19 protein-coding genes are annotated in these 21,351 nt (G+C 70.5%); 5 read left to right on the top strand and 14 right to left on the bottom strand.

Features of this window, described 5'->3' with window-relative positions; genetic code table 11:
• Positions 1–13 precede the first annotated feature (13 nt).
• The 3 genes from AC3EO7_RS02020 to AC3EO7_RS02010 all read right to left on the bottom strand — a co-directional run bounded on the left by AC3EO7_RS02020 (position 14) and on the right by AC3EO7_RS02010 (position 4,050).
• Positions 14–1,324: a nucleotide sugar dehydrogenase gene (locus tag AC3EO7_RS02020; RefSeq protein ID WP_431968880.1), complete on the bottom strand. Its 1,311-nt coding sequence runs from the start codon at positions 1,322–1,324 to the stop codon at positions 14–16.
• A 3-nt stretch (positions 1,325–1,327) separates the two neighbouring features.
• On the bottom strand, positions 1,328–3,109 hold the full coding sequence (gene asnB, locus AC3EO7_RS02015) for an asparagine synthase (glutamine-hydrolyzing) (protein ID WP_435590288.1): 1,782 nt from the start codon (positions 3,107–3,109) through the stop codon (positions 1,328–1,330).
• Positions 3,110–3,228: 119 nt separating this feature from the next.
• On the bottom strand, positions 3,229–4,050 hold the full coding sequence (locus AC3EO7_RS02010; protein ID WP_431968884.1) for a CorA family divalent cation transporter: 822 nt from the start codon (positions 4,048–4,050) through the stop codon (positions 3,229–3,231).
• A 217-nt stretch (positions 4,051–4,267) separates the two neighbouring features.
• Between AC3EO7_RS02010 and AC3EO7_RS02005 the strand changes: the two genes are divergently transcribed.
• Entirely contained in the window at positions 4,268–5,227 is a 960-nt protein-coding gene (locus AC3EO7_RS02005) for an Lrp/AsnC family transcriptional regulator (RefSeq protein ID WP_435590287.1), read from the top strand.
• Here AC3EO7_RS02005 and AC3EO7_RS02000 read toward each other — a convergent pair.
• The 7 genes from AC3EO7_RS02000 to AC3EO7_RS01970 form a co-directional block, all read right to left on the bottom strand.
• The gene (locus AC3EO7_RS02000; RefSeq protein WP_431968888.1) at positions 5,214–6,089 is read right to left on the bottom strand and encodes a VOC family protein; all 876 of its coding nucleotides are present in this window, start codon (positions 6,087–6,089) and stop codon (positions 5,214–5,216) included. The two genes, AC3EO7_RS02005 and AC3EO7_RS02000, sit on opposite strands and share 14 nt — an antisense overlap.
• Before the next feature lie 117 nt (positions 6,090–6,206).
• Positions 6,207–6,386, bottom strand: coding sequence for a hypothetical protein (locus AC3EO7_RS01995; RefSeq protein ID WP_435590286.1), 180 nt, complete (start codon positions 6,384–6,386; stop codon positions 6,207–6,209).
• A complete protein-coding gene (locus tag AC3EO7_RS01990; protein WP_431968892.1) occupies positions 6,383–8,035 on the bottom strand; it encodes a hypothetical protein in 1,653 nt (550 codons plus the stop codon). Before AC3EO7_RS01990 ends, AC3EO7_RS01995 begins: the two co-directional genes overlap by 4 nt.
• Positions 8,032–9,834, bottom strand: a complete 1,803-nt coding sequence (locus AC3EO7_RS01985) for an ABC transporter permease family protein (RefSeq protein WP_435590285.1) — start codon at positions 9,832–9,834, stop codon at positions 8,032–8,034. Before AC3EO7_RS01985 ends, AC3EO7_RS01990 begins: the two co-directional genes overlap by 4 nt.
• 7 nt (positions 9,835–9,841) lie before the next feature.
• On the bottom strand, positions 9,842–11,137 hold the full coding sequence (locus AC3EO7_RS01980; RefSeq protein ID WP_435590284.1) for an ABC transporter substrate-binding protein: 1,296 nt from the start codon (positions 11,135–11,137) through the stop codon (positions 9,842–9,844).
• Between the two features lie 183 nt (positions 11,138–11,320).
• The gene (locus AC3EO7_RS01975; RefSeq protein ID WP_431968898.1) at positions 11,321–12,574 is read right to left on the bottom strand and encodes an SPFH domain-containing protein; all 1,254 of its coding nucleotides are present in this window, start codon (positions 12,572–12,574) and stop codon (positions 11,321–11,323) included.
• Entirely contained in the window at positions 12,574–13,005 is a 432-nt protein-coding gene (locus AC3EO7_RS01970) for an NfeD family protein (RefSeq protein WP_431968900.1), read from the bottom strand. Before AC3EO7_RS01970 ends, AC3EO7_RS01975 begins: the two co-directional genes overlap by 1 nt.
• Before the next feature lie 136 nt (positions 13,006–13,141).
• Here AC3EO7_RS01970 and AC3EO7_RS01965 point away from each other — a divergent pair, with 136 nt between their 5' ends.
• The 4 genes from AC3EO7_RS01965 (at position 13,142) to AC3EO7_RS01950 (ending at position 17,773) form a co-directional block, all read left to right on the top strand.
• Positions 13,142–13,966 carry a DUF3097 domain-containing protein gene (locus AC3EO7_RS01965; RefSeq protein ID WP_435590283.1) on the top strand — a complete coding sequence of 275 codons (825 nt, stop codon included), beginning with the start codon at positions 13,142–13,144 and terminating at the stop codon, positions 13,964–13,966.
• Positions 13,967–14,095: 129 nt separating this feature from the next.
• On the top strand, positions 14,096–14,911 hold the full coding sequence (locus tag AC3EO7_RS01960; protein ID WP_431968904.1) for a hypothetical protein: 816 nt from the start codon (positions 14,096–14,098) through the stop codon (positions 14,909–14,911).
• A gap of 349 nt (positions 14,912–15,260) precedes the next feature.
• Positions 15,261–16,535, top strand: a complete 1,275-nt coding sequence (locus AC3EO7_RS01955; RefSeq protein ID WP_431968906.1) for a cytochrome P450 — start codon at positions 15,261–15,263, stop codon at positions 16,533–16,535.
• A gap of 11 nt (positions 16,536–16,546) precedes the next feature.
• On the top strand, positions 16,547–17,773 hold the full coding sequence (locus tag AC3EO7_RS01950) for a cytochrome P450 family protein (RefSeq protein WP_435590282.1): 1,227 nt from the start codon (positions 16,547–16,549) through the stop codon (positions 17,771–17,773).
• Positions 17,774–17,909: 136 nt separating this feature from the next.
• Here the strand turns inward: AC3EO7_RS01950 and AC3EO7_RS01945 are convergent, their stop codons facing one another.
• From AC3EO7_RS01945 to fabG1, 4 genes are all read right to left on the bottom strand, one after another.
• A complete protein-coding gene (locus AC3EO7_RS01945; protein WP_435590281.1) occupies positions 17,910–18,356 on the bottom strand; it encodes a hypothetical protein in 447 nt (148 codons plus the stop codon).
• Positions 18,357–18,544: 188 nt separating this feature from the next.
• Complete coding sequence (locus tag AC3EO7_RS01940; protein WP_435590280.1) at positions 18,545–19,609, bottom strand: ferrochelatase; 1,065 nt, start codon at positions 19,607–19,609, stop codon at positions 18,545–18,547.
• Between the two features lie 21 nt (positions 19,610–19,630).
• On the bottom strand, positions 19,631–20,467 hold the full coding sequence (inhA, locus tag AC3EO7_RS01935; RefSeq protein WP_431968914.1) for an NADH-dependent enoyl-ACP reductase InhA: 837 nt from the start codon (positions 20,465–20,467) through the stop codon (positions 19,631–19,633).
• A gap of 112 nt (positions 20,468–20,579) precedes the next feature.
• Positions 20,580–21,302: a 3-oxoacyl-ACP reductase FabG1 gene (gene fabG1, locus AC3EO7_RS01930; protein WP_431968916.1), complete on the bottom strand. Its 723-nt coding sequence runs from the start codon at positions 21,300–21,302 to the stop codon at positions 20,580–20,582.
• Between the last annotated feature and the right edge of the window lie 49 nt (positions 21,303–21,351).

The raw sequence follows: 21,351 nt of genomic DNA, 5'->3' as shown, positions 1-21,351 counted from the left end.
GGCGACATCCCTTCTACTTCGCGTCGACGTCCTGTTCCGCGGCGCCGGGGTCGCCGGCGCCGCCCGCCCGTCCGACCCCTCGATAGCGCAGCCCCGCCGCCTCGACATCGGACCGCGCGAGGGCGTTCTTGGCGTCCACGACAAGGCAATCCGGCCGCGCCAGTTGCGCCAGCGCGGTCCAGTCGAGGGCGAGCACGTCCGGGAACTCGGTCAGCACGAGGACGACGGAGGCATCGAGGACGGCCTCCTTGATCCCCGCCGTGCGCCGGACACCGGGGAACAGGTCGGCGAAAACCTCTTGGCTCAGTACCGGATCCCAGACCCGGACGTCGGCGGCGATCGCCGCGAGCTCGGGCACCACCGTCCGGCTCGGCGCCGCTCGCATGTCGTCGCTGCCCGGTTCGTAGAGCAATCCCAGCACGGCGACCTCCGGCGGTGCGCCCGGCGCCGTTTCGTGCGCGACGATCTCGACCGGGAATCGCAGCTGGCGGTCGTTCAGCTCGGCGACCGATTCGAGCATTCGCATCGGTCGTCCACGACGACGGGCGGACCGGGTCAACGCGGTGACGTCCTTGCCGAGGCAGGAGTCGCCGTATCCGATGCCGGGGCGCCAGAATCCCTGCCCCATACGGGGATCCAGCGCCACACCGTCGAGCACGGCGTCCACGTCGATGCCGTGGTCGCCGCAGAAGTTCGCGATCTCGTTCGCGAAGCTGATCTTGGTGGCCAGGAAGGCGTTGCTGGCGTACTTCACCGCTTCGGCCTCGGTCGGACCGACCACCAGCCGCGGCGCGGTCATATCGTGGTACAGCGCACCGAGCAGCGGCAGCAGCTCACGGTTCCACAGCCCGAGGACGATGCGGTCCGGCGCTCGCCAATCCGCAAGGGCGCGGCCCTGATTCAAGAATTCCGGATTGTGCGCGTAGACACGCCGGAGCGCGGGGAACCGCGCCGCCCACTCTTCGCTGGTACCCGGCGGGATCGTGCTTTTCACTACGACGAGATCCGGAAGCGATCCGGCCGAGAGCAGCTCCGCGAGCACGGACTGCACGTTGCCCAGGTCGACGGCGCCGGTCGCGTCGAGCGGCGCGGAGACCGCGATGATCACCGCCCGGACCGGAACGTCGAGCGTCCGCTGGAACGTCACCGTGGTGGTGAGCAGCGCCTCCGCGACGTCCGGCTCGTGGAACGGGCAGCACCGCTCGCGCAACAGGGCGACGCGGCGCTCGTCGTGATCGATGCCGAGGACGTCGTGGCCCGACGCCGCGAGTCCGAGCGCCGCCGTGAGGCCGACATACCCCATGCCGATCACTGCCACCTGCATCGATCATCTCCTCGCACGAGCGACATTGCGCCGACACCACATTTCGAGCATCAGGGCTTTGAACGAGAAGGGCGAGCCCGCCCCGTCCGGGAAGTCGGCGACCGAAAGCCGCCGGGCGGCGAATTCGGTGAGAATGCCGCGGCGCACCAGCTCGCCGCCGGGCAGCAGGTCGCCGTAGGCCCGCAGGAAGGCGGCATGCCACGCGCGCAACGGCGGCGAGAAGCTCTGCTTGGGCCGGTCGGCGATCCGCGCGGGAAGGAGCGCGTAGGCCGCCTCCCTGAGCCGCTGTTTCGGCGGGTCACGGTGATCCGGCCGAGTCTTGCGCGTACCGACCACGGCCTCGACCAGGCGGTGATCGACGAACGGCGCACGCAGTTCGACGGAGTTGGCCATGCCGAGCCGATCGCACTGGGCGATGCCGTTCTCGCGCAGATAGGTTCCGGCGATCAACCCGGTCAGGTCGATATCGGGGCGAGCGCCGGAGGGCTCGAACTCGGTCCGCGCCGCATCGCGCATCGCTTCGCCGAAATAGCCCGGCCCGTCCCGGTCGGCCTCTCGGAAGTCCGGATCCAGCTGGTAGAACACCAGTTTCCCGCGCGCTTCGCTCAGCGCGACGGCCCGCCGCACCCACGGGTAGCCCCAGAAGAGCTCGTCGGCGCCCTGACCTTGCAGCATCACCCGCACGCCCGCCTCGGCCGCCGCGCGCATGACCGCGTGGTAGCAGATACCCGCGAAGTCGGCGACCGGATCGTCCTGCGCCGCGACGACGACGGGCAGATCCGCGGTGGCGCGCGCGGTGTCGATCTCGATCTCGTGGAACGGCATGCCGAGCGAGGTCGCCAGCTGCCGCGCATGGTGTCGTTCGTCGTTGGCCGGTCGGCCCGCGTAGCCCACCGAGAAGGCCCGCACCGGTGCGGCGCAGAACTTGGCCGCGAGCGCCGCCACCACGCTCGAATCGAGTCCGCCGCTGAGCGAAATGCCCAGCGGCCGATCGGTTCTGGTGACCAGCGGACCGAGTCCGGTGAGAATCTCGCCGACGAGCTCGGCGCACGAACCGTCGATCGGCTCGACGTCCTCGAGACGCCAGTAGGGTCGTGACCGTACCCGCCACGGCCGGATGTCCACCGTCACGACGTGTCCGGCCGGAACTTTGCGCACATCGCGCAGGATGCTGCGCGGCTCGGGCACGTATTCGAGGTGGAAGAAGTCGGCCACGCCGTCCGGATCGAGTTCGACCGGGACGCCCGCGGCCGTCAGCGCTTTCGCTTCGGAGGCGAACAACAGCCCGTCCGGTCGTTCCGTGTAGTAGAGCGGTTTCTCCCCCATCCGATCGCGCGCCAGCGTCAGCCGACCCCTGCGCCGGTCCCACAGGGCGAACGCGAACATGCCGCGCAGGTGATCGACGGCGCGTTCGCCGTGCTCCTCGTACAGATGCAGGATCACTTCGCAATCGCCGTCGGTGGTGAAGACGTGGCCGCGCCGTCGCAGCCCCTCACGCAGTTCGGCGAAGTTGTAGATCTCGGCGTTCGCGACGAGGACCAGCTCACCGCCGGCGCACGATCCGCCGTCGACACTGCGCAGGGGCTGCGATGAGCCGGAGACGTCGATGATGGCCAACCTGGTGCACCCGAGGGCGAGCGATGGGTCCGCGAACACCGCCGCGGCATCGGGTCCGCGATGGCTCAACGCTGCGGTCATCCGCTCGACGAGATCGATACGCGACGGAAAGCCCGATCTGGCGACGTGGCCACTGATTCCACACAAGGCCCGCTCCGTTCTTCCCACCCGCGGGTCTGTCGAATACTACCCGGCGGCGCGGCGCGGAACGGCCGGATCGCGAGGACGAGTTCGGCTGGGAGACTGGGATTTTCAGCGCGGGTTTCGGTAGCGGTACGGCTGCCGGATCAGCCGAGGACCACCAGGTAACACAGGGCGAGGATGCCGAGGGAGACCAACGCGGCCGACAAGGCCAGGATCTTGACGATTCTGGCGTGCTGTATCTCGACGCGCAGCAGCAGCGCGTGCTGCAAGTAGCGGATGCGATCGTGTTCGGCGTCCGCTCGCCCGTGCACGTCGGCGATGTCGGCGAGCAGGTCGCCGATCGCGCCGTCCAGATCCGCGGTGCGGCCGCCGTGCTCGGCGAGCAGGCGGCGTCCGGCGCGGACCAGGTCGCGCTGGGTGTCCCGCACCCGGGTGACGGCGCCTTCCACGGCGTCCATCCGGGCCAGGGCGGCACGCAGATCGGCGATCTCGCCGGTCCGGTCGCTCCCGTCGACGGCGGCGTCCATGTCGCGAGCCAACGCGTCCGATTCCTCCCGCGCGTGCCCGAGCACCCCCTCGGCGGCCTCGTTCAGCGAGCGCAGCAGGGCGTAGAGCACGCCGTGCGGGGAACCGGCGAGGGCGGGCCTGCGCCCCATCTCGGCGACGGCGCGGTCGAATGGGTCGAACGGTTCCGCCGAATACACGGTGACCACGAAATCGCCGCCGAGCGCGAACACGATCGTCTCGCGCCGCGCGGCGTCGCCGCGCAGATAGGTCGCGGTGACCGGGAGGTAGACGAAATCGCCGGTTTCCCAGATGCGGTCGTGGGTGCGGGAGAAATCGATGCCGAGGCGTTCGCGCAACACCGCGGCGGTGTCCTCGTCGGATGCGGTCAGCGGAATCCAATGCAGCCCGAGCACTTCGGTGTCGAAACGATCGGTGGGCGTGCTGAGCGCGCTGGTCATCTCGGACTCCGAGTCGGCGTTCCGATGGTTGTATCCGGCATCCGCCGCTCACCCCGCTTCGCTCGTCAGGCTGCTGTGTGGCGCGATACGCGCCACCGTCCATTAGTAACCGGCGTCTCCGGCCGCGTCAATCGAGGCGGATGTGCGGTTCCCCACGCTCGCGTTCTCGTATTCGCCGTGGCCGCAGCGAGTTCCACGCCCGCCGTATCCTTGACTGGTGGAATCTGCGACGCTCGACGCGGTCGACCTCGGGTTGCTGCACGCCCTGCAGGTCGACGGGCGGGCGCCGTTCAGCAGGATCGCGCAGGTGCTGTCCGTCTCGGACCGCACCGTGGCGCGGCGGTTCGCGCGGCTGGCCGCGACGGGCGCGGTGCGGGTCACCGGCGTGACCGACAGCGGACGCACGGGCGGCGCGGAATGGGTGGTTCGCCTCCGGGTCCGGCCGCACCGGGCGGATGATCTGGCGCTGGCGCTGTCCGCCCGGCCGGACACCGCGTGGGTGACGGTGCTGTCCAGCGGCGCCGAGATCGTCTGCGTCTTCCGTACGGCGGCCGCCGAATCCGCACCATTGTCCGCGCTGGCGAGACATTCCGACATCCTCGGCGTCGACGCGCAGCGACTCGTTCGCCATCTCACACGTCAGCGCTGGCGCGGCCGCACCTCCGCGCTCGACGCCGACCAGGTGGCCGCGCTGCGCCCCGCACAGCCGGCCCAGAGCGCGCCGGTCGCCCTCGGCGACCTGGATAGGCGCATGCTGCCCCGGTTGGCCGCCGACGGGCGAGTCGCCTATCCGAGTCTGGCCGGTGCGCTCGGCTGGTCGGAGTCCGCGGTACGCCGCAGGCTGGACGAGCTGCGGCGGGCCCGCGTGCTCGGCTTCGACGTCGAGGTGGACGCCGCGCTGTTCGGTTACGGCTTCCAGTGCGTGCTGTGGCTGACGGTGGCGCCCCGGCATCTCACCGCCGTCGGCGCGGCGCTGATCGAGGACCCCGAGATCGCGTTCGCGGGCGCGATCACCGGACCGCACAACATCATCGCCGTTGCGGTCTGCCGCGACGCCGACGCGGTGTTCGACTACGTCGTCGACCGGGTGGGCGCGCTGCCCGGCGTGACGCGTCTCGACACCGCGGCGGTCACCAGGTACGCCAAACGCGCGGCGCCCGCGCTCATCCCGCGGTGAAGAACAGACCCGCTCCGTAGGCGTCGCGGCCGGAGACGAAGAATCCGCCTCGCACCTCACGCGTGGGAATGCCGCCGTGCTCGACCACCCCGCGCGCCGCGGAGACGTCGGCCACGCGGATCGTCATGGCGGCGAGATACGAAGGGGCCGGATCGGGTTCGCCGGGCAGCACGGCGGCGACATCGGCGGCGCGCAGCAGTTCCAGGCGCACGTCCTTCTGTTCGAGAACGGACAGCGGTCCGTCCGCCACCCATTCGGCTCCGAGCAGGTCGGCGTATCGCCGCGCGATGCCGTCGTATTCCTCGGCGGCCGCCACGATCAGCACCGCGGCAATGCCGCGCGCGCCGTTCGGATGCGTCAGATAGCGCGGCTGGTGCACGAAGTCGCGCGTGAGGTGTTGCGCGAGACCGATGTAGCCCTCCGGCGTGGTGCGCGGATCCAGGTGCACGGCGCGCGCCCGGACCGTGCGCGGTCCGTCGGCGGTCTCGACGTCGCGCTCGAGGTCGAGCACGCCGGAGGTCCGCATCCCCAGCGCCGCCAGCCGGTCGTGCGTGCGCGCCGCGTCCTCGGTGTCGAGGTTGAGAATGCGGAATCCCTCGTACCGATCGGCCATTGCCTTGGTGTGCCACGGGTCGGGCGCGGACTCGTCGACGATGCCGAGCAGTTCGATATAGGACCCGCCGAACAGGGCGCACAGATTCGCGGTGCAGCCCGGCTGCGGCGGCTCGCCGGGCCGTGCGCTCAGTAGGTGCCGCGAGCGCGGGCTGAGGGTGAAACCCATGGCGCGGTAGACGCTTTCGAGTCCGTCGAGATCGCGGGTGAGGATGCCGGTGTGGTGCACGGCGGTGATGTGGTTGACCATGGCCTCAGCCTGCGGGCCGCTGCCGCCGAGCACCCGTCCCCGGCCGGGCCGCGCCGGATTCCGGCACGGGCGCATCGCGGCCGGGCGGATTCCGACGCGCCGGATCCTCGTCCGGAGTCAGCGATCCGGGTCGAGCGCCGCGCGCAGTTCCTCGGTGTGCACGGTGGCGCCGTCGAGCAACTTCGCCTCGGTGATCTCCAGCCTGCCGGTGACCAGATCCAGCGCCAAGCGCAGCACTTCGCGCTCGGTCGGCGCGACCACCTGCGACTGCTCGAGCGACCGATCAGGACGCATCACCCACTGGTCACGTTCTCGTCGAGCGGCAAGGGCCACCGGTTCGCGCTGGAGCGCGGGGTGACCCCGTGCCGTGTGATCGCCTCGGCCCGATAGTGATTCGCCGTCATCGCGGCGGGGTACAGCGCCTGGGCCTCGGCCAGCCAGCCGGTCGCCTCCTCGACCGCGAGCGCGGGTGGCCGCGCCGGATCCGGCCCGAGCGCCTCGTCGGCGCAGCGTGGGTCGGCGATCACCGCCGCGGCGAGATGCTGGAGGCAGCGGGCGATGCCGTGATCGTCGCGCAACGCCTGGTAAGCGGTCAGCGACAGCCGCCAGCAGCGCAGCGCGCGCGTCCCTTCGCCGCGAGCCCACCAGACGTGGCCGAGGATCTCGTGCATGTGAGCGCGACCGTCCGGATCGCGGCCCTGCCTGGTCAGCGCCTCGGCCAATTCCAGGCGGTCCTGCGCGTCGTCGAGCAGACCCTGACGCAGCAGCACCACACCGAGGTTGACCAAGGCGCAGACCTCGCCCGGGATGTCCTCGCGCGGCAGCGACCACCAGACCCGATCCAACCGCAGGCGCGCCTGCTCCAGCTCCGCGGCGGTGCTCGCCGACGGGTCGGCGCCCAGCGTTTCGAGCGCTTTCGCGTGTTCGTAGCGTGCGGTCAGATCGGCGTAGCGACCTGCGTCGCCGCCGCGGCGCGGCGGTTCGGCGTCCGGCTGCGCGCGCAGCCGCACCTGCGCGGCGTGCGCGCCGAGCGCGTCCAGCTCGGGCAAGTGGCACAGTTTCAGAGCCAGCTCGGCGTCGTGTCCGCCGGTGCGCGCGTGCCAGACGTCCAGGGAGTCGGCGATCCGGATCAGGCCCGGTATCGCGGTCCTCGGCAGCTCGGCCCCGAAGGACGCGCACTCGATCACCAATCGCCGCAGGAACGGTTCCTCGGCCTCGAACCACCCACGCCCCGCGGCGGCGAAACGCGGCGTGCCGAGACCGATCGCCCACCGCTCGGCGCGCTCCGCGTGATGTCCCACCAGCGCCGTCACCGCGGCTTTCCAGCGCAGCCCGGACCGTGCCTCGGCCGGGGTCGGCGCACCGGGCGCCGCGACGACCCAGTACTGCTGCACTCCTCCGGCACCCCGGACGAATCCCCCATCCGAAAGCTCGGCGAGCAGCAGCGGCGCGGTGGTCGACGCGGGCGCACCGTCGGACGGATCGCGGGCGGGCGCGTCGAGTACGGCCGTGAGCACGGCGAGCAGCGCGGCCGCGCTGTATTCGCGCACCGGCAGCTCACCGAGCACCGCAGCCTCCTCGTGGGTGGCGGCGTACAGCGTCGTCAGCGGCGGCGCGGAGGTGGTCGGGCCTGCCCCGATCGGCGTCTGCGCGTCGTCGAACTCGCTGAGCAGCTCCAGTTCCCGTGCGGTGTGCGGGCTTTCGCGAAGCCTGCGCCGTTCGGCATGCAGCCAGCGACCGACGAGGAACACCACGGCGAGCAGCGCGACCGCCAACAGTCCCACCGACAGCACCACGCCGACACCGCGTTCGAGGAAGAGGCTGGACACGATATTGATGACCAGCCCGAGGAGTACTGCGCCCGCCAGCGCGCCACCGCCGAACCGAAAGCGCAGCAGCGCGGGCGGGGGCGCGGCGACCCCGGGAGACGGCGGCGGCGCGTTCATCGCAGCGCTCCCCCGGTCAGTCCCGGCACGAGGAATCGGCGCCAGGTCGCCAGCAGCAACAGGACGGGCACGATCGCGAACACCAGCGACCCGGCCGCCAATTGCGGCAGGTTCTCCTCGTACTGGCGGGCCTCGCCCCACAGCAGCAGCGACCACGGGCTGACTCCCGCACCGCTGATCATCAGGCTGACGAAGAAGTCGTTCCACACCAGGATGAACTCCAGCACCGCCGCCGTGACCACGGCGCGACCGGCGCCGTCCCACAGCCGTCGCGCCACGGCGCCGGGTCTGGCCAGCCCGTGCAGCGCGGCCGAACTCGGATTCTCCTCGGCCGCTCGCATCGCACCGCGCAGGATCAGCACGCTGACCGGCAGTCCCGCGGCGCCGTGCACCAGCATCAGCGGGTACTGGGTGCCGGACAGCCCGAAGGACTCGCTCACCTGGTCGATCGGCCCGAGATACATCTGGGCGGGCAGCACGGCGAGCACGACCAGGGCGGTGACGACGAGGCGAACAGCCCACGTGTCCGACGGCGTTGTGGCCAGCCACCGTGCGACCGGCAGCGCGGCCGACACCGCGAGCACGGTCGCGACCGTCGCCACCAGCGCGGTCAGCCCCAGCGTCGAGGGCAGCCCGGCCTGCCAGACGCGCCCGATCGCGGGCCAGCCGAGACCGTCCGGCCGCCGCATCGAAACCCACGCCAGCATCAGCAGCGGTGCCACGGAGACGACGGCCATCAGCACCGCGAATCCGGTGGCGAGCCCTCCGGCCCGCCGCGCACCGTACGCTTCGTGCGCGCTCGGGTGCGGCGGCAACCGCAGTTCGCGCGCGCCACCCGCCTGCCACAGCGCGAACGCGCAGACGCCGACCAGGACGGCCAAGGGAACCGAATAGGTCGCCACCCCCGCGGGGCCCTCCGTGGTGAGCAATCGCCACCAGCGCACGGTCGCGCTGTCGCTGTCGTACTGGTAGGCCGAGGGAATGCCGATGAGGATGACATCGAACACCCTGGCCGCCGCGACGACCGCCGCGATCCCGGCGATCAACACCACCGGCTGCACCAGCTGCCGAGCGCGCCACGCCATGACCGCGAACCGGAAACGCCCGGTCGGCGCGTTGAGGTACCCCCAGCGCACCGGGTCGGTCTCGATCGCCCGCAGACCCGCCGAGAACATCCCGGTGAGGAACCCGAACCAGGTCCAGCAATACGCGAGCACCGGCATCCACCGGTAACCGGACTGGAACGTCGCGACATCGCCCTCGGGCACCGCCGCCTCGAACATCACCCGGAACGCGAGGCCCGAGACGAAAGCGGCGACGCCGAACGGCACGACCAGCGGCAGCCACAACCACCGCACGTCGCGACTCCACCACGCGGTGCACAGCGCGGCCGTCATGACGCCGAGTCCGGCCAGCACGAAGAGCAGCGTCCGGCGGTAGACGCCCAGCGCGTCCGCGTCCGCGTTCACGACGAACAGCAGCGGCCCCGCCACCAAGAGAGCGACGGCGGCGACTTGCGCGACGACCCGCGACGCGCCGTGCGCGAACAATCGCGTCACGATCACGGTCCCGACGCCGACGGCGAAGACCAGCAGCGGCACCCACACCCACGTTCCCGCGGTGAGCAGCGTCCAGCCGGAAGCTAGCAGCAGGAGCGCCGCGAGCGACCACGCGGGCGCCACCCTGGCCCACTCCCATCCGCGCCAGGGATGGCGACCGCCGATCAGCGCCCCGCGCATGCGCCGGGTGGCGAGCTCGAGATGCAGTCCGTTGCTGGAGAATCCTGGCGGCGTCGTCATGTCGCGCTCACCGCCGATCGAGGGCGTGGACGGCGGCGTCGATCGCGGGACCGACGCGAAAGGGATCGCCGTCGACGGCGATCAGGAACTCGGTGAGTATCCGCCACAACCCGTTTCGGCCGCCGAGCGGTCCGATCCGATCGGACAGGTCGAACACCGTCTGGTCGTGCGGATCGGAGGCCGCCGACTCGCGCAGCCGCTGGGCCGACGGACGCAGGAACGGCGAATAGGCGGCGTCCGTGTGCGTGTTCGGCGCGAGAAAGCCGTGAAACCCGTTGATCCACGGCAGCGGCGCCGAGGGGGCGGCGAGGGCGGCGAGCACTCGTCCCGCGCGATCGTCCGCCGACCGGGTGAGCACGAGGACGTCGCCGCCGACGATGCGCGGGCGCGGCCCGCCGGGGCCGACGCCGGGAAAGGCCGTCACGCCGACGATATCGGCGGGATTGCGGCCGGAATCCGCGACGGCCTTGCGCACGACCGGTTCGGCGAAATCGGGCGCGACCACCATCACCGCGCGCTTGCGCTCGAACACCTCCCGGACGGCATCGGAGAACTGCATGGTCAGCGCGGTGCCGACCCCGCCGGCGAACGCCTCGCTGTTCGCCGCCCACGATCCGAGCAGCGCGAGCGCGGCGCGCACCGCGTCCTTCTCCCAGGTCACCGCCCCGACGCGCCGGGCGAGCGCCGCATAGGTGTCCGGGTTCTGCGCGTAGAGCAGGTTCTCGAACAGATCGGTCAGCGCCCATCCGTCCGCCGCGGCCAGCGCGAGCAGCCGCTGATCCTTGCCCGCGAGGAATTCGATGCGGTCGAGCCAGTAGTCCAGTGCCCACAGCGCCGGGGTGCCGACCCCGGATTCGGCCGCCGACTGACGGTCGAACCAGACCATCGACTTGTCGGCCGCTTTGAACGGCACACCGTACGGGCGTTCGTCGTAGTAGAGCAGGTCCGCCCACACGTCCGAATAGTTCGGCTGCTGGGCCTCGTCGAGCCACAGCGATTCGGGCACATCGCGCAGCACGCCGAGCTCGGCCAAGTCGCGAACCCAGCCCGCCTGCGGCAGCATGACCAATTCCGGCGCCGACCGGCCGCCCGTCAACGCCGTCTCGATCTCGTCGCCGAGCGGGATCACGTCGACCGAGTGCGACAACCGCAGCGCGTCGAGCACCGTGCGGAACGCGACCAGCTCGGAACCGCTCCACGACACCGCGATCCGCACCGTGCCCGGCGTGCCGAGCACGCCCGCGCCGCAGCCCGCCAGCGGCGCGACCAACGCCATCTGCACCAGCGCCCTACGGGTCAGCATGTTCCCCCGGATGTCGGTTTGCACGCGAGCACTGCCGATTATCCGCCGGGCCGGGGTTTTTCGGCGGAACACGGCGAAAAGCACTGTGCCCCTGATTACTTGGGCAACTCTCGAGTCACGACCGCACGCCGAGAAAACCGGCCCGCCGCTCGACGATCGGAGCGGCGGGCCGGTGCGAAAGGGCTACTGCCGGTAGTTCTCCGGCGGCTGCCACGGGCGCCCGTGCGGGTCGTCCGGGCGGTGCGCCGGGGGCTGCTGAGCGGGCAACGACTCGCCGCCGGGTGGGATCACCTGCTGGTGCGGGGAGGGTTCCTGCGGACGGGGCAGCGGGGTGGGCGTCAACCCCTCGACGGGCTGGCGCGCACTGGCCTCCGCGGCCCGCACGGCGCGTTCGATGGTGGGATCCGGTGCGGTGTCGAACCAGTCGGCGACGTCGGAATCGTCTTCCACCTTCACCGCGGCCACCTCCTCGGCGGGCGGCTCGTAGCGGAACACGCCGTCCTCGCCCTGGGTACCGAAGCTCTTGGCGAAGCCCTCGAGCGCCTTCCCGAAATCGCTCGGCACCAGCCACACCTTGTTCGCGTCGCCGCGCGCCACCATCGGCAGTGTCTGCATGTACTGGTAAGCGAGCAGTTCCGGCGTCGGCTTGCCGGATTTGATTGCGGCGAAGACCTTTTCGATGGCCTTCGCCTGACCCTGCGCTTGCAGGTAGGCGGCGGCGCGCTCACCCTGGGCGCGCAGGATGCGGCTCTGCCGTTCGCCCTCGGCGCCCAGGATGGCGGACTGCTTGGCGCCCTCGGCGGAGAGGATCTGCGCCTGCTTGGCGCCCTCGGCCGTCTTGATCTGCGACTCCCGCGTGCCTTCCGCGGTGAGGATCATGGCGCGCTTCTCGCGGTCGGCCTTCATCTGCTTTTCCATCGACTCCTGGATCGACGGCGGCGGATCGATGGCCTTGAGCTCCACCCGCGCCACGCGCAGGCCCCAGCGGCCGGTGGCCTCGTCGAGCACTCCGCGCAGCTGGTTGTTGATCTGGTCGCGGGAGGTCAGCGTCTCCTCCAGCGTCATGCCGCCGACCACGTTGCGCAGCGTGGTGACGGTGAGCTGTTCGACGGCGGCGATGTAGTTGCTGATCTCGTAGACCGCGGACTGCGGGCTGGTGACCTGGAAGTAGACCACCGAGTCGATCTGCAGCGTCAGGTTGTCCTGGGTGATCACCGGCTGCGGCGGGAAGGACACCACGCGCTCGCGCAGGTCCACTTTGGCGCGGATCCGGTCGGCGAACGGCACCAGGAAGGTCAGCTGACCGGACACCGTCCGCGAGTACCGGCCGAGCCGTTCGATGACCGCCGCCTCGGCCTGCGGCACCAGGGCGATGGATTTGAACACCACCACCACGACCAGCAGGACGAGCACGGCGGCGACGATCAGTACAGCCATTACGGCCCCTTCCAGACGACGGCCGTCGCGCCGTCGATCTTCATGACGTACACGGTCACGCCCGGCTCGTACACCTCGTCCGGGTTCATCGGCCGCGCGGTCCACACCTCGCCGCCGAGCTTCACCCGGCCCGAATGAGCGGCGACTTCCTCCAGCACCAAGGCCGACTTCCCCGGCAGCGCATCGACATTCGTCGGAATCGGCGGCGGCGTGCCGAACCGGCGGCGCAGCATCGGCCGCACCCCGAGCAGCAGCACCGCGGTGATCACCGCGAAGACCACCGCGTCGACCACCAGCGAGGTGTCCGCCGCGGCGCTCACCCCGGCCGTGCCGAGGGCCGCGACGCCGATCATCAGCAGCGTGAGGTCCCCGGTGAGCATCTCTGCCGCCGCGAGCAGAATCCCCGCGACCAGCCAAGCTATTGCGGCCACGCACCCCACTCTAACGGCGCTGTCGGCCGATGTCCGTCGAAAAACCCAGCCCAGCGCCGCACACCGCGCCCTTCCACGGCGGAACACACTGCGTCGCGCCCGCGAAATCCGCGCGCCACCGGGTAGTTTCGGGCGGGTGGGTACGCGCGACAGGTACGGCGACATCTTCGCCGGACACGACAGGTCCAAGAAGAATCCGGCGCCGCGGGTGACCGCCGAACGCGACCTGGTGGTGGAGGACGCGGCCAGCGGATTCTGCGGCGCCGTGGTCGGATTCGACCGCAGCTACGACGGCGAGTTCGTGAAACTGGAGGACGCGCGCGGTGCGGTGCGGCTGTTCGCGATGCGAGAGGCCGCGTTCCTCATCGACGGACGGCCGGTCACCCTGGTACGTCCCACCGCGGGCGCGCCGCGGCAGCCGACCAGGTCGGCCTCGGGTTCCACCCGCGTGACCGGGCTGCGCGCCCAGGTCGCCAAGGCCAGCAGGATCTGGGTGGAGGGCGTGCACGACGCCGCGCTGGTGGAGCGGGTGTGGGGCCACGACCTGCGGGTCGAGGGCGTGGTGGTGGAGCACCTGGAGGGTCTGGACAACCTGGCCGAGCGGCTGACGGAGTTCGGGCCCGGACCAGGCCGCCGGGTCGGCGTGCTGGTCGACCACCTGGTCACCGGCTCCAAGGAAACCCAGCTCACCACCGGCCTCGGCCCGCACGTGCTGGTGACCGGGCATCCTTACATCGATGTCTGGCAGGCCGTCCGGCCCGCGGCGCTGCGCATCGAGGCCTGGCCGCAGGTGCCGCGCGGGGAGGATTGGAAGACGGGCGTGTGCCGTCGCCTCGGCTGGGGCACCCCGCAGGACGGGTGGCGGCGGGTCTACGACGCCGTCGAGTCCTTCCGCGATCTGGAGGCTCCCCTGATCGGCGCGGTCGAACGTCTGATCGACTTCGTCACCGAGCCGGAGTAGCAGGCAGACGCGACGAGCGCGAGCGGACGCGACGCCGTCCCTGGCCGCCCGATTCGGGAGTGCGTGCAGCTCACGAGGGTTGGTGCGCCGATGCCCGCCGGTAGCGCCAAGCGTTTATGCTCGATGATTATGTGCTCTCCTAGTGCCACGCTGACGGTCTGGGCCGGCTCATGGCTGGCCGGATGCAGCGCGCCCGACGACGTCTTGGAGGCGCTGCACGCGTGGGCGCCGCGGCACACCATCGCCGCGGGCGACCCGATGACCGGCGGTCGCACCGACCTGCCGTGGTCCTCGCGCAGCGCGCTACCCGGGTCCGGTCTCATGGCGCTGCTCAAGGTGATTCGCGAGGCGATGGCCCAGCCCGGCGCACAGCTGCGCCTGGTGCTTCCCGTTCCCGGCGACGTGCGCGGACTGCCGCCGGGCACCGTGTTCACCGCCGACGCGATGGACGCCGAGGAGGGCACGCTCGTCGGCGTGCCCGGCGCCGAGGGCATCGGGCTGATCCCCCAGTGGACGGACGACACCACCCTCCAGTGGACGCTCTACAGCACTCCCATCCCGCCCCCGCCCGGCCCCGACATGTCGCTCGGCGAGGCCGAGTACACCATGCGAGAAGCCGTCCGCGACGCCGCCGACGCGCTGATGCAACTGCACACCACCGCGGTCGGTTCCGTCGAATCCGATCCGCGCGAACTCATCGAGGCCGAGCTGGCCGACTACGCCAGGCACGAATACCCCGGCTCGATTCCGCTGCGCGCCAAGCGCATCCTCGACACCGCCGATCACGTCGCCGCGATTCTCACGGTGGCGCAACACGAACCGGCCTCCGCTCCGACCTCTGCCAGCGCCATCGGCGCGCAGGAGACGCTGCTGCGCCCGCTGTGGGACGCGATCCGCGCGGCCCGGCTCGTCGCGGTGCACGCCGCGGCTCGCGGCGAGCGCTAGCAGGCCGCCGCCGCGAGCCCGGCGCCGCGGTACGCGAATCAATCACCCTGACAGCCACTTTCGGCGCTCTCTCCGCTTTGTCGCGCGAACAGGCGTTTCGGCGATCCGCGCAGACGGTGCAGAAAGTTTGTTACCGCATCGAAAGAGAACTCCTCGCATTGCTGCTAACGTGGGCGAGTTGTCGAGTTCTGGACGCTTGGGTCGGGATGTGCTCGGATCGACGGCGATCGCAGGCCCGGATCGCCTGTCCGGCAAGGACTGCGCGGTGAACCTGGCGAACGACGGTGCACCCCACCAGAGTTCCGGTCCTCGGCGCGGAGCACATGTCCCTCGTCTGGAGTACCGTCTTTTGACCTCGTCACAGCCCGCGGTCACCGCGCCGCACGCTACCGCACCCGGAGTCTGCCCCGTCCAGCACGGATCCCCGATCGGGCCCGACGGCCCCAGGATCCCGCTGCACGGACCGGAATTCGCCGCCGACCCGCATGGCGCCTACGACGGCATGCGTCGCCAGTACGGTTCGGTGATCCCCATCGAGCTGGCGCCCGATGTGCCCGCGACGCTGATCATCGGGTACAGCACGGCGCTGCGCATCCTCAACGACCCCGACCATTTCCCCGCCGACCCGCGGACTTGGCAGAAGGACATTCCGGCCGACTGCCCCGTCAAACCGATGATGGAGTGGTACCCGAACGCGCTGCGCAACGCCGGGGCGGTGCACGCGCGCTATCGGCAGGCCTACGTCGCCAGTATCGACGGGATCGACCTGCACGCGCTACACGCGACCGTCGAGAAGATCGCCATCCCGCTGATCAACTCCTTCTGCGAGGCAGGCTCGGTCGACCTGGTCACCCAGTACGCCTTCCCGCTCGTCTTCGAGGTCCTCAACCAGATGGTCGGCTGCTCGGCCGAGCTCGGCCAGCGCGTGGCGACCGGTATGGCGATGCTCTTCGACACCGTCGAGGCCGCCCGCGGCATGGAGATGCTCAGCGCCGCGCTGCTGGAACTGATCGCGCTGCGGCGTGCCGAGCCCGGCGACGACGTCACCTCACGGCTGGCGCACCACCCGGCGAAGCTGGACGACGAGGAGATGCTCTGTCAGCTGATCAGCTTCTACGGTGCGGGGATCGAGCCGCAGCAGAACCTGATCACCAACACCCTGCTGCTGATGCTCACCGACGACCGGTTCGGCGGGCACGTCCTCGGCGGCAGCCTCTCGACCCGCGACGCGCTGGACGAGGTGCTGTTCAACGACCCGCCGATGGCGAACTTCTCCATCACCTACCCGCGCCAGCCGATCCTGATCGACAACACCTGGCTGCCCGCGCACCAACCGGTCCTCATCAGCCTCGCCGGATGCAACAACGACCCGGCCGTCCGCGGCGGCGACCGCACCGGGAACCGCTCGCATCTGGCGTGGGGCGGCGGACCGCACGCGTGCCCGGCCCGCTCGGTGGCCTACCTGGTGGTGCAGGACGCCATCGATCAGCTGCTCGACGCGCTACCCGAGCTGGAGCTGGCGGTGCCCGCCGCCGAATTGTCCTGGCGGCCAGGGCCGTTCCACCGCGCCATGGCGGCGCTACCGGTCGTCTTTTCCCCGTCCCCTCCGTTGCATCTCGGGTAAGGAGCCCACCGATGGAGTATGAACCGATCGTCCTCGACCTGACCGGCGCCGATATCCAGGGCGAGTCCGCGCGGATTCGCGAGCGCGGGCCTGCCGCGCTCGTGGAACTGCCCGGCGGCGTGCCCGCCTGGTCGGTGACCGACGCCGCCGTGCTCAAGAGCCTGCTGGCCGATCCCCGAGTGTCCAAGGACGCGCGCCAGCACTGGTCGGCGTTCATCAACGGCGAGATCACCGAGGCGTGGCCGCTGCATCCCTGGGTGGCCGTGGACAACATGTTCACCGCCTACGGAGCCGACCACCGCCGCCTGCGCAAGCTAGTCGCCCCCGCGTTCACCCATCGGCGCACCGCGGCGCTGCGACCGCGCATCGAGGAGATCACCACGCAGCTGCTCGACGCCCTCGCCGCCACGACGCCCGGCGAATCGGCCGATCTGCGTGAGGGTTTCGCCTACCCGGTGCCGATCCAGGTCATCACCGAGCTGCTCGGGGTGCCCGAATTCCTCGGCCCGGGGCTGCGCAAGTGCGTGGACGGGTTCTTCGACACCTCGCTCGGTCCAGAAGAAGGAGTGGCCAACTACCTGGAGATGTACGGGCTCGTCAGCGAGCTCGTCGCCTACCGGCGCGACAACCCCGGCGACGACGTCACCAGCGTGCTGATCGCCACCCGCGACGAGGACGGCTCCCAACTGGCCGAGAAGGAGCTCGTCGACACCCTGATGCTGGTGATCAACGCCGGGCACGAGACCACGGTCAACCTGCTCGACCAGGCCATCTTCGCGCTGCTCACGCATCAGGGCCAGCGCGCCGACGTGGTCGAGGGCCGGGTGCCGTGGTCGGACGTGGTCGAGGAGTCGCTGCGCCACGAGTCGCCCGTCGCGCACCTGCCGCTGCGCTACGCGGTGGAGGACATCGAGATCGGCGACATCCGCATCCCGAAGGGCGAGGCGATCCTGGCGTCCTACGCCGCCGCGAGCCGCGACCCGAAGGTGCACGGCGCGACCACGAACGAGTTCGACGTGCACCGCGCGAACAAGGAGCACGTCGCCTTCGGCTACGGCGCCCACCACTGCCTCGGCGCTCCCCTGGCCCGGCTGGAGGCCGAGATCGCACTGCCTGCGATCTTCCGGCGGTTCCCGGCCATGCGGCTGGCCGTCGACCCGTCGGAGTTGCTGCCGGTCGGCAGCTTCGTCTCCAACGGGCACCGCACGCTGCCGGTGTATCTGGACGCGGCGCAGTAGGTTTCGATCGCGCTCGGGTGGGGTCCGTCCACCCGAGCGCCCGGCCTTCGCGGCCCGGCCCGTCCGCCACACGCGGTAGGCGTCGAAATGGGTTGCCGGACCGGCACGTTCACCGCAATCGCGCGCGGTGCTGCGGTCAGTAGTGCGGCGGGTACTGCGGCTGCTGCTGATACTGCGGCGGGTAGGGCTGCTGCGGATAGGGCGGCGGATACTGCGGCTGCTGCGGGTAGGGCACGTGCTGGTACTGCTGCTGCGCGTACGGGGCCTGGCCGTAAGGCTGCTGGCCATACTGCTGCTGCGGATACTGCTGCTGTTGCGGATACTGCTGCTGCGGCGGCAGCTGGTGCGGCGGAGGGGTTTCGGAGCTCTTCTTGTTGAAGTACCGAATCACCAGGACGAGCACGACGATCACCACGATCGCGAGGATGATCCACATGACGTATTCGGAGACTTCGACATCGGCGCCGCCTCCGCCGCTGCTCCCACCGCCTCCGCCGCGCCGGGCTTCATAGGAATCCAGCGCCGTCGTCCAGACGGCGCCGTCCGCCAGCAGATCGGCACTGGATAGCAGCTCGAGATACATCGAAAGGGCCTCCCCGGCACGAGTTACGGTCGGCCCTCCTCCCGAAGGCCGGCCCCGATGCTATCGCAGGCCATGGCGCCCGACGCAACCGGTGCGCTCGTAGCGACGACGCCCCGATCACGCTCGCGTCCAGGCAATGACGAATGCGGCTCGCGCACCGTCGTGGCACAGCGGCCCGGGATCGAGGCTCAGCCCCGCCCAGGCCGTCCGCCGCGGGCCGGTGCGCAGCAGCCGACGGCGCACGGCTCTCCGTCGCGGGTGCAGCCGTAACCCGGCACAGCGCCGAGCCGCCGCGGTTCGACACCGCCGATGCGCTCGCCGACCAGCTCGATCACCAGCCGCGCGAATCGCGGGTCGGTGCCGGGCGTGGCGGCGCGGGCGAAGGCCATCCCGAGTTCGGCCGCCTTGTCCTTGGCTTCGTTGTCCAGATCCCAGATGACCTCGAGGTGGTCCGACACGAAACCGACGGGACAGATCACCACGGCCCGCACGCCCTTCCCGGACAGCACGTCGAGGTGGTCCACGACGTCGGGCTCCAGCCACGGCATCTGCGGCGGACCGGAGCGCGACTGCCAGACCACGTCGTAATCGTCGAATCCGGTGGCGGCCGCGCACAATCGGGCCGCCTCGGCGACCTGGCGGCTGTACAGCCCGCCGCCGTCCGCGGGCGGGCCCGCGGTGGCGTCGGCGGACACCGGGATGGAGTGGGCGGTGAACACCAGACGAACATCGTCGCGGCGCTCCGCGGGCAGTTCGGCCACGGCGGCGCGGATCGCGTCGGCGAACGCCTCGATCAGCAGCGGGTGGTCGAAGTACTGCCGCAGCTTCACCAGTTCCGGTGCGCCGTCGCCGAAAGCCGTTCGCGCCCTGGCGATGTCCTCGTGGTATTGCAGGCAGCCGGAATAGCCGCCCCACGCCGAGGTGGGAAACACCAGGGCGGTGCGGACACCGTCGGCTGCCATGCGCGCGACGGTGTCCTCCACCAGGGGATGCCAGTTGCGGTTGCCGAAATACACCGGCAATTCCAAACCCGCGGCGGCCGATTCGCGCTCCACCGCCGCGATGATGTCGCGGTTGAGCGCGTTGATCGGGGATACCCCGCCGAAGTGCAGGTAGTGCCGCGCGACCTCTTCCAGGCGTTCGCGCGGCACCCCGCGGCCCCGAGTGACGTTCTCCAGGAACGGCATCACGTCCTCGGGGCGCTCCGGCCCGCCGAAGGACAGCAGCAGCAGTGCGTCGACGGCCGGTGCCACGGCATCTCCTCCGTTACGAACTCAGTTGTCCGACCAGTTCTCCGGGAACCAGGTGTTGTGGCTGGCGCCGCCGTCGACGTAGATGATCGAGCCGGTGGTGCCGGGCAGCCAATCCGAGAGCAGCGCGACGATCGACTTGGCGACCACGGTCGGGTCGTCGACGTCCCAGCCGATCGGCGAGGCGCCATCCCAGTAGGTGTTGAGCTGGTTCAGCTTGGCGGCGTCGTCGGTGGCGGTGCCCGCGATGGCCTTGGCGGCCAGGGTCTTGATCGGGCCCGCGGCGATCAGGTTGGAGCGGATCCGCTTGGCGACGCCGACCTCGCGGGCGACGTAGCGGTTGACCGACTCCAGCGCCGCCTTGGCCACGCCCATCCAGTTGTAGTACGGCATCGCGGTGCGCGGATCGAAGTCCATGCCGACGATGGATCCGCCCTCGTTCATGACGGGCAGCACCGCGCGGGCCAGCGAGGCGTAGCTCCACGCCGAGATCTCGAACGCCTTGGCGGCGTCGGGGCCGGGACCGTCCAGGAACGGACGGGCCTCGGGACCCATCAGCGTGCGCGGCGCGAAGGCGATCGAGTGCAGCACGCCGTCGACGCCCTCCGGCGCCAGCTCGCGCACCTTGTCGGCCAGCGCGGCCAGATCCTCTTCGTTGGTGACATCGAGCCCGATGGCGGGCGGGATCTCCTGGGGCAGCCGCTTGCCGATCCGGTCGATCAGCCGCAGCCGCTCCGGAATGCCGGTGATGATGACCTTGGCGCCCTGCTCCTGCGCGACCGCGGCCGCGTGGAACGCGATCGACGCGTCGGTGATGATGCCGGTGACCAGGATGGTCTTGCCTTCGAGCAATCCGCCCATGAGTTCTCGGTTCTCCTGAAGTTGAAAGTCGAGTGTGTCGCCCGTCGCCTGCGAGACATCGTCCCGCCGCGCGACGCCGCGGTGTTCGGGGCGCGCGCCCGGAACGAAAGTACTAGTGGCCCATGCCCATGCCGCCGTCGACCGGGATGACCGCGCCGTTGATGTAGGAAGCGTCGTCGGAGGCGAGGAAGCTGATCGCGGCGGCGACCTCCTCCGGCTGGCCGGGACGGCCCGCGGGCACGCCGTACTTCAGGACCACCTCGCGCATCTCCTCGGTGACTTCCTCGCGCGTCATGTCGGTCTCGATGAAGCCAGGGGCGACCACGTTGGCGGTGATGTTGCGGGAACCGATCTCGCGGGTGATCGAACGCGCCATACCGATCAGGCCCGACTTGGACGCCGCGTAGTTGACCTGGCCGGGACCGCCGCCGAGGCCGACCACCGAGCCGAGGAAGATGATCCGGCCGAACTTCGCCCGCAGCATGGCGCGGTTGGCGCGCTTGGCGCAGCGCCACGCGCCGGTCAGGTTGGCGTCGAGAACACGGGTGAACTGGTCTTCGCTCATCCGCATCAGCAGGGTGTTCTCGACGATGCCCGCGTTGGCCACCAGCACCTCGACGGGGCCCTGGTGGGCCTCGACCTCGGCGAACGCCCGGTCCACCGACTCGGTGTCGGTCACATCGCACTTCACGCCGAACAGTCCATCCGGCGCCCCCGACCCACGATGAGTGACGGCCACCTTGTGGCCGTCGGAGGCCAGACGCTGTGCGACCGCGAGTCCGATGCCGCGGTTACCACCGGTCACCAGGACCGACCGGGATGTGATGTTCGACATAAGCATCAACCTATCTGTTCGGGTTCGTGCACCGAGCCCCGGGCACCGC

The organism is Nocardia sp. bgisy118, from assembly GCF_057708605.1.
This window is presented reverse-complemented; position numbering and strand designations above follow the sequence as displayed.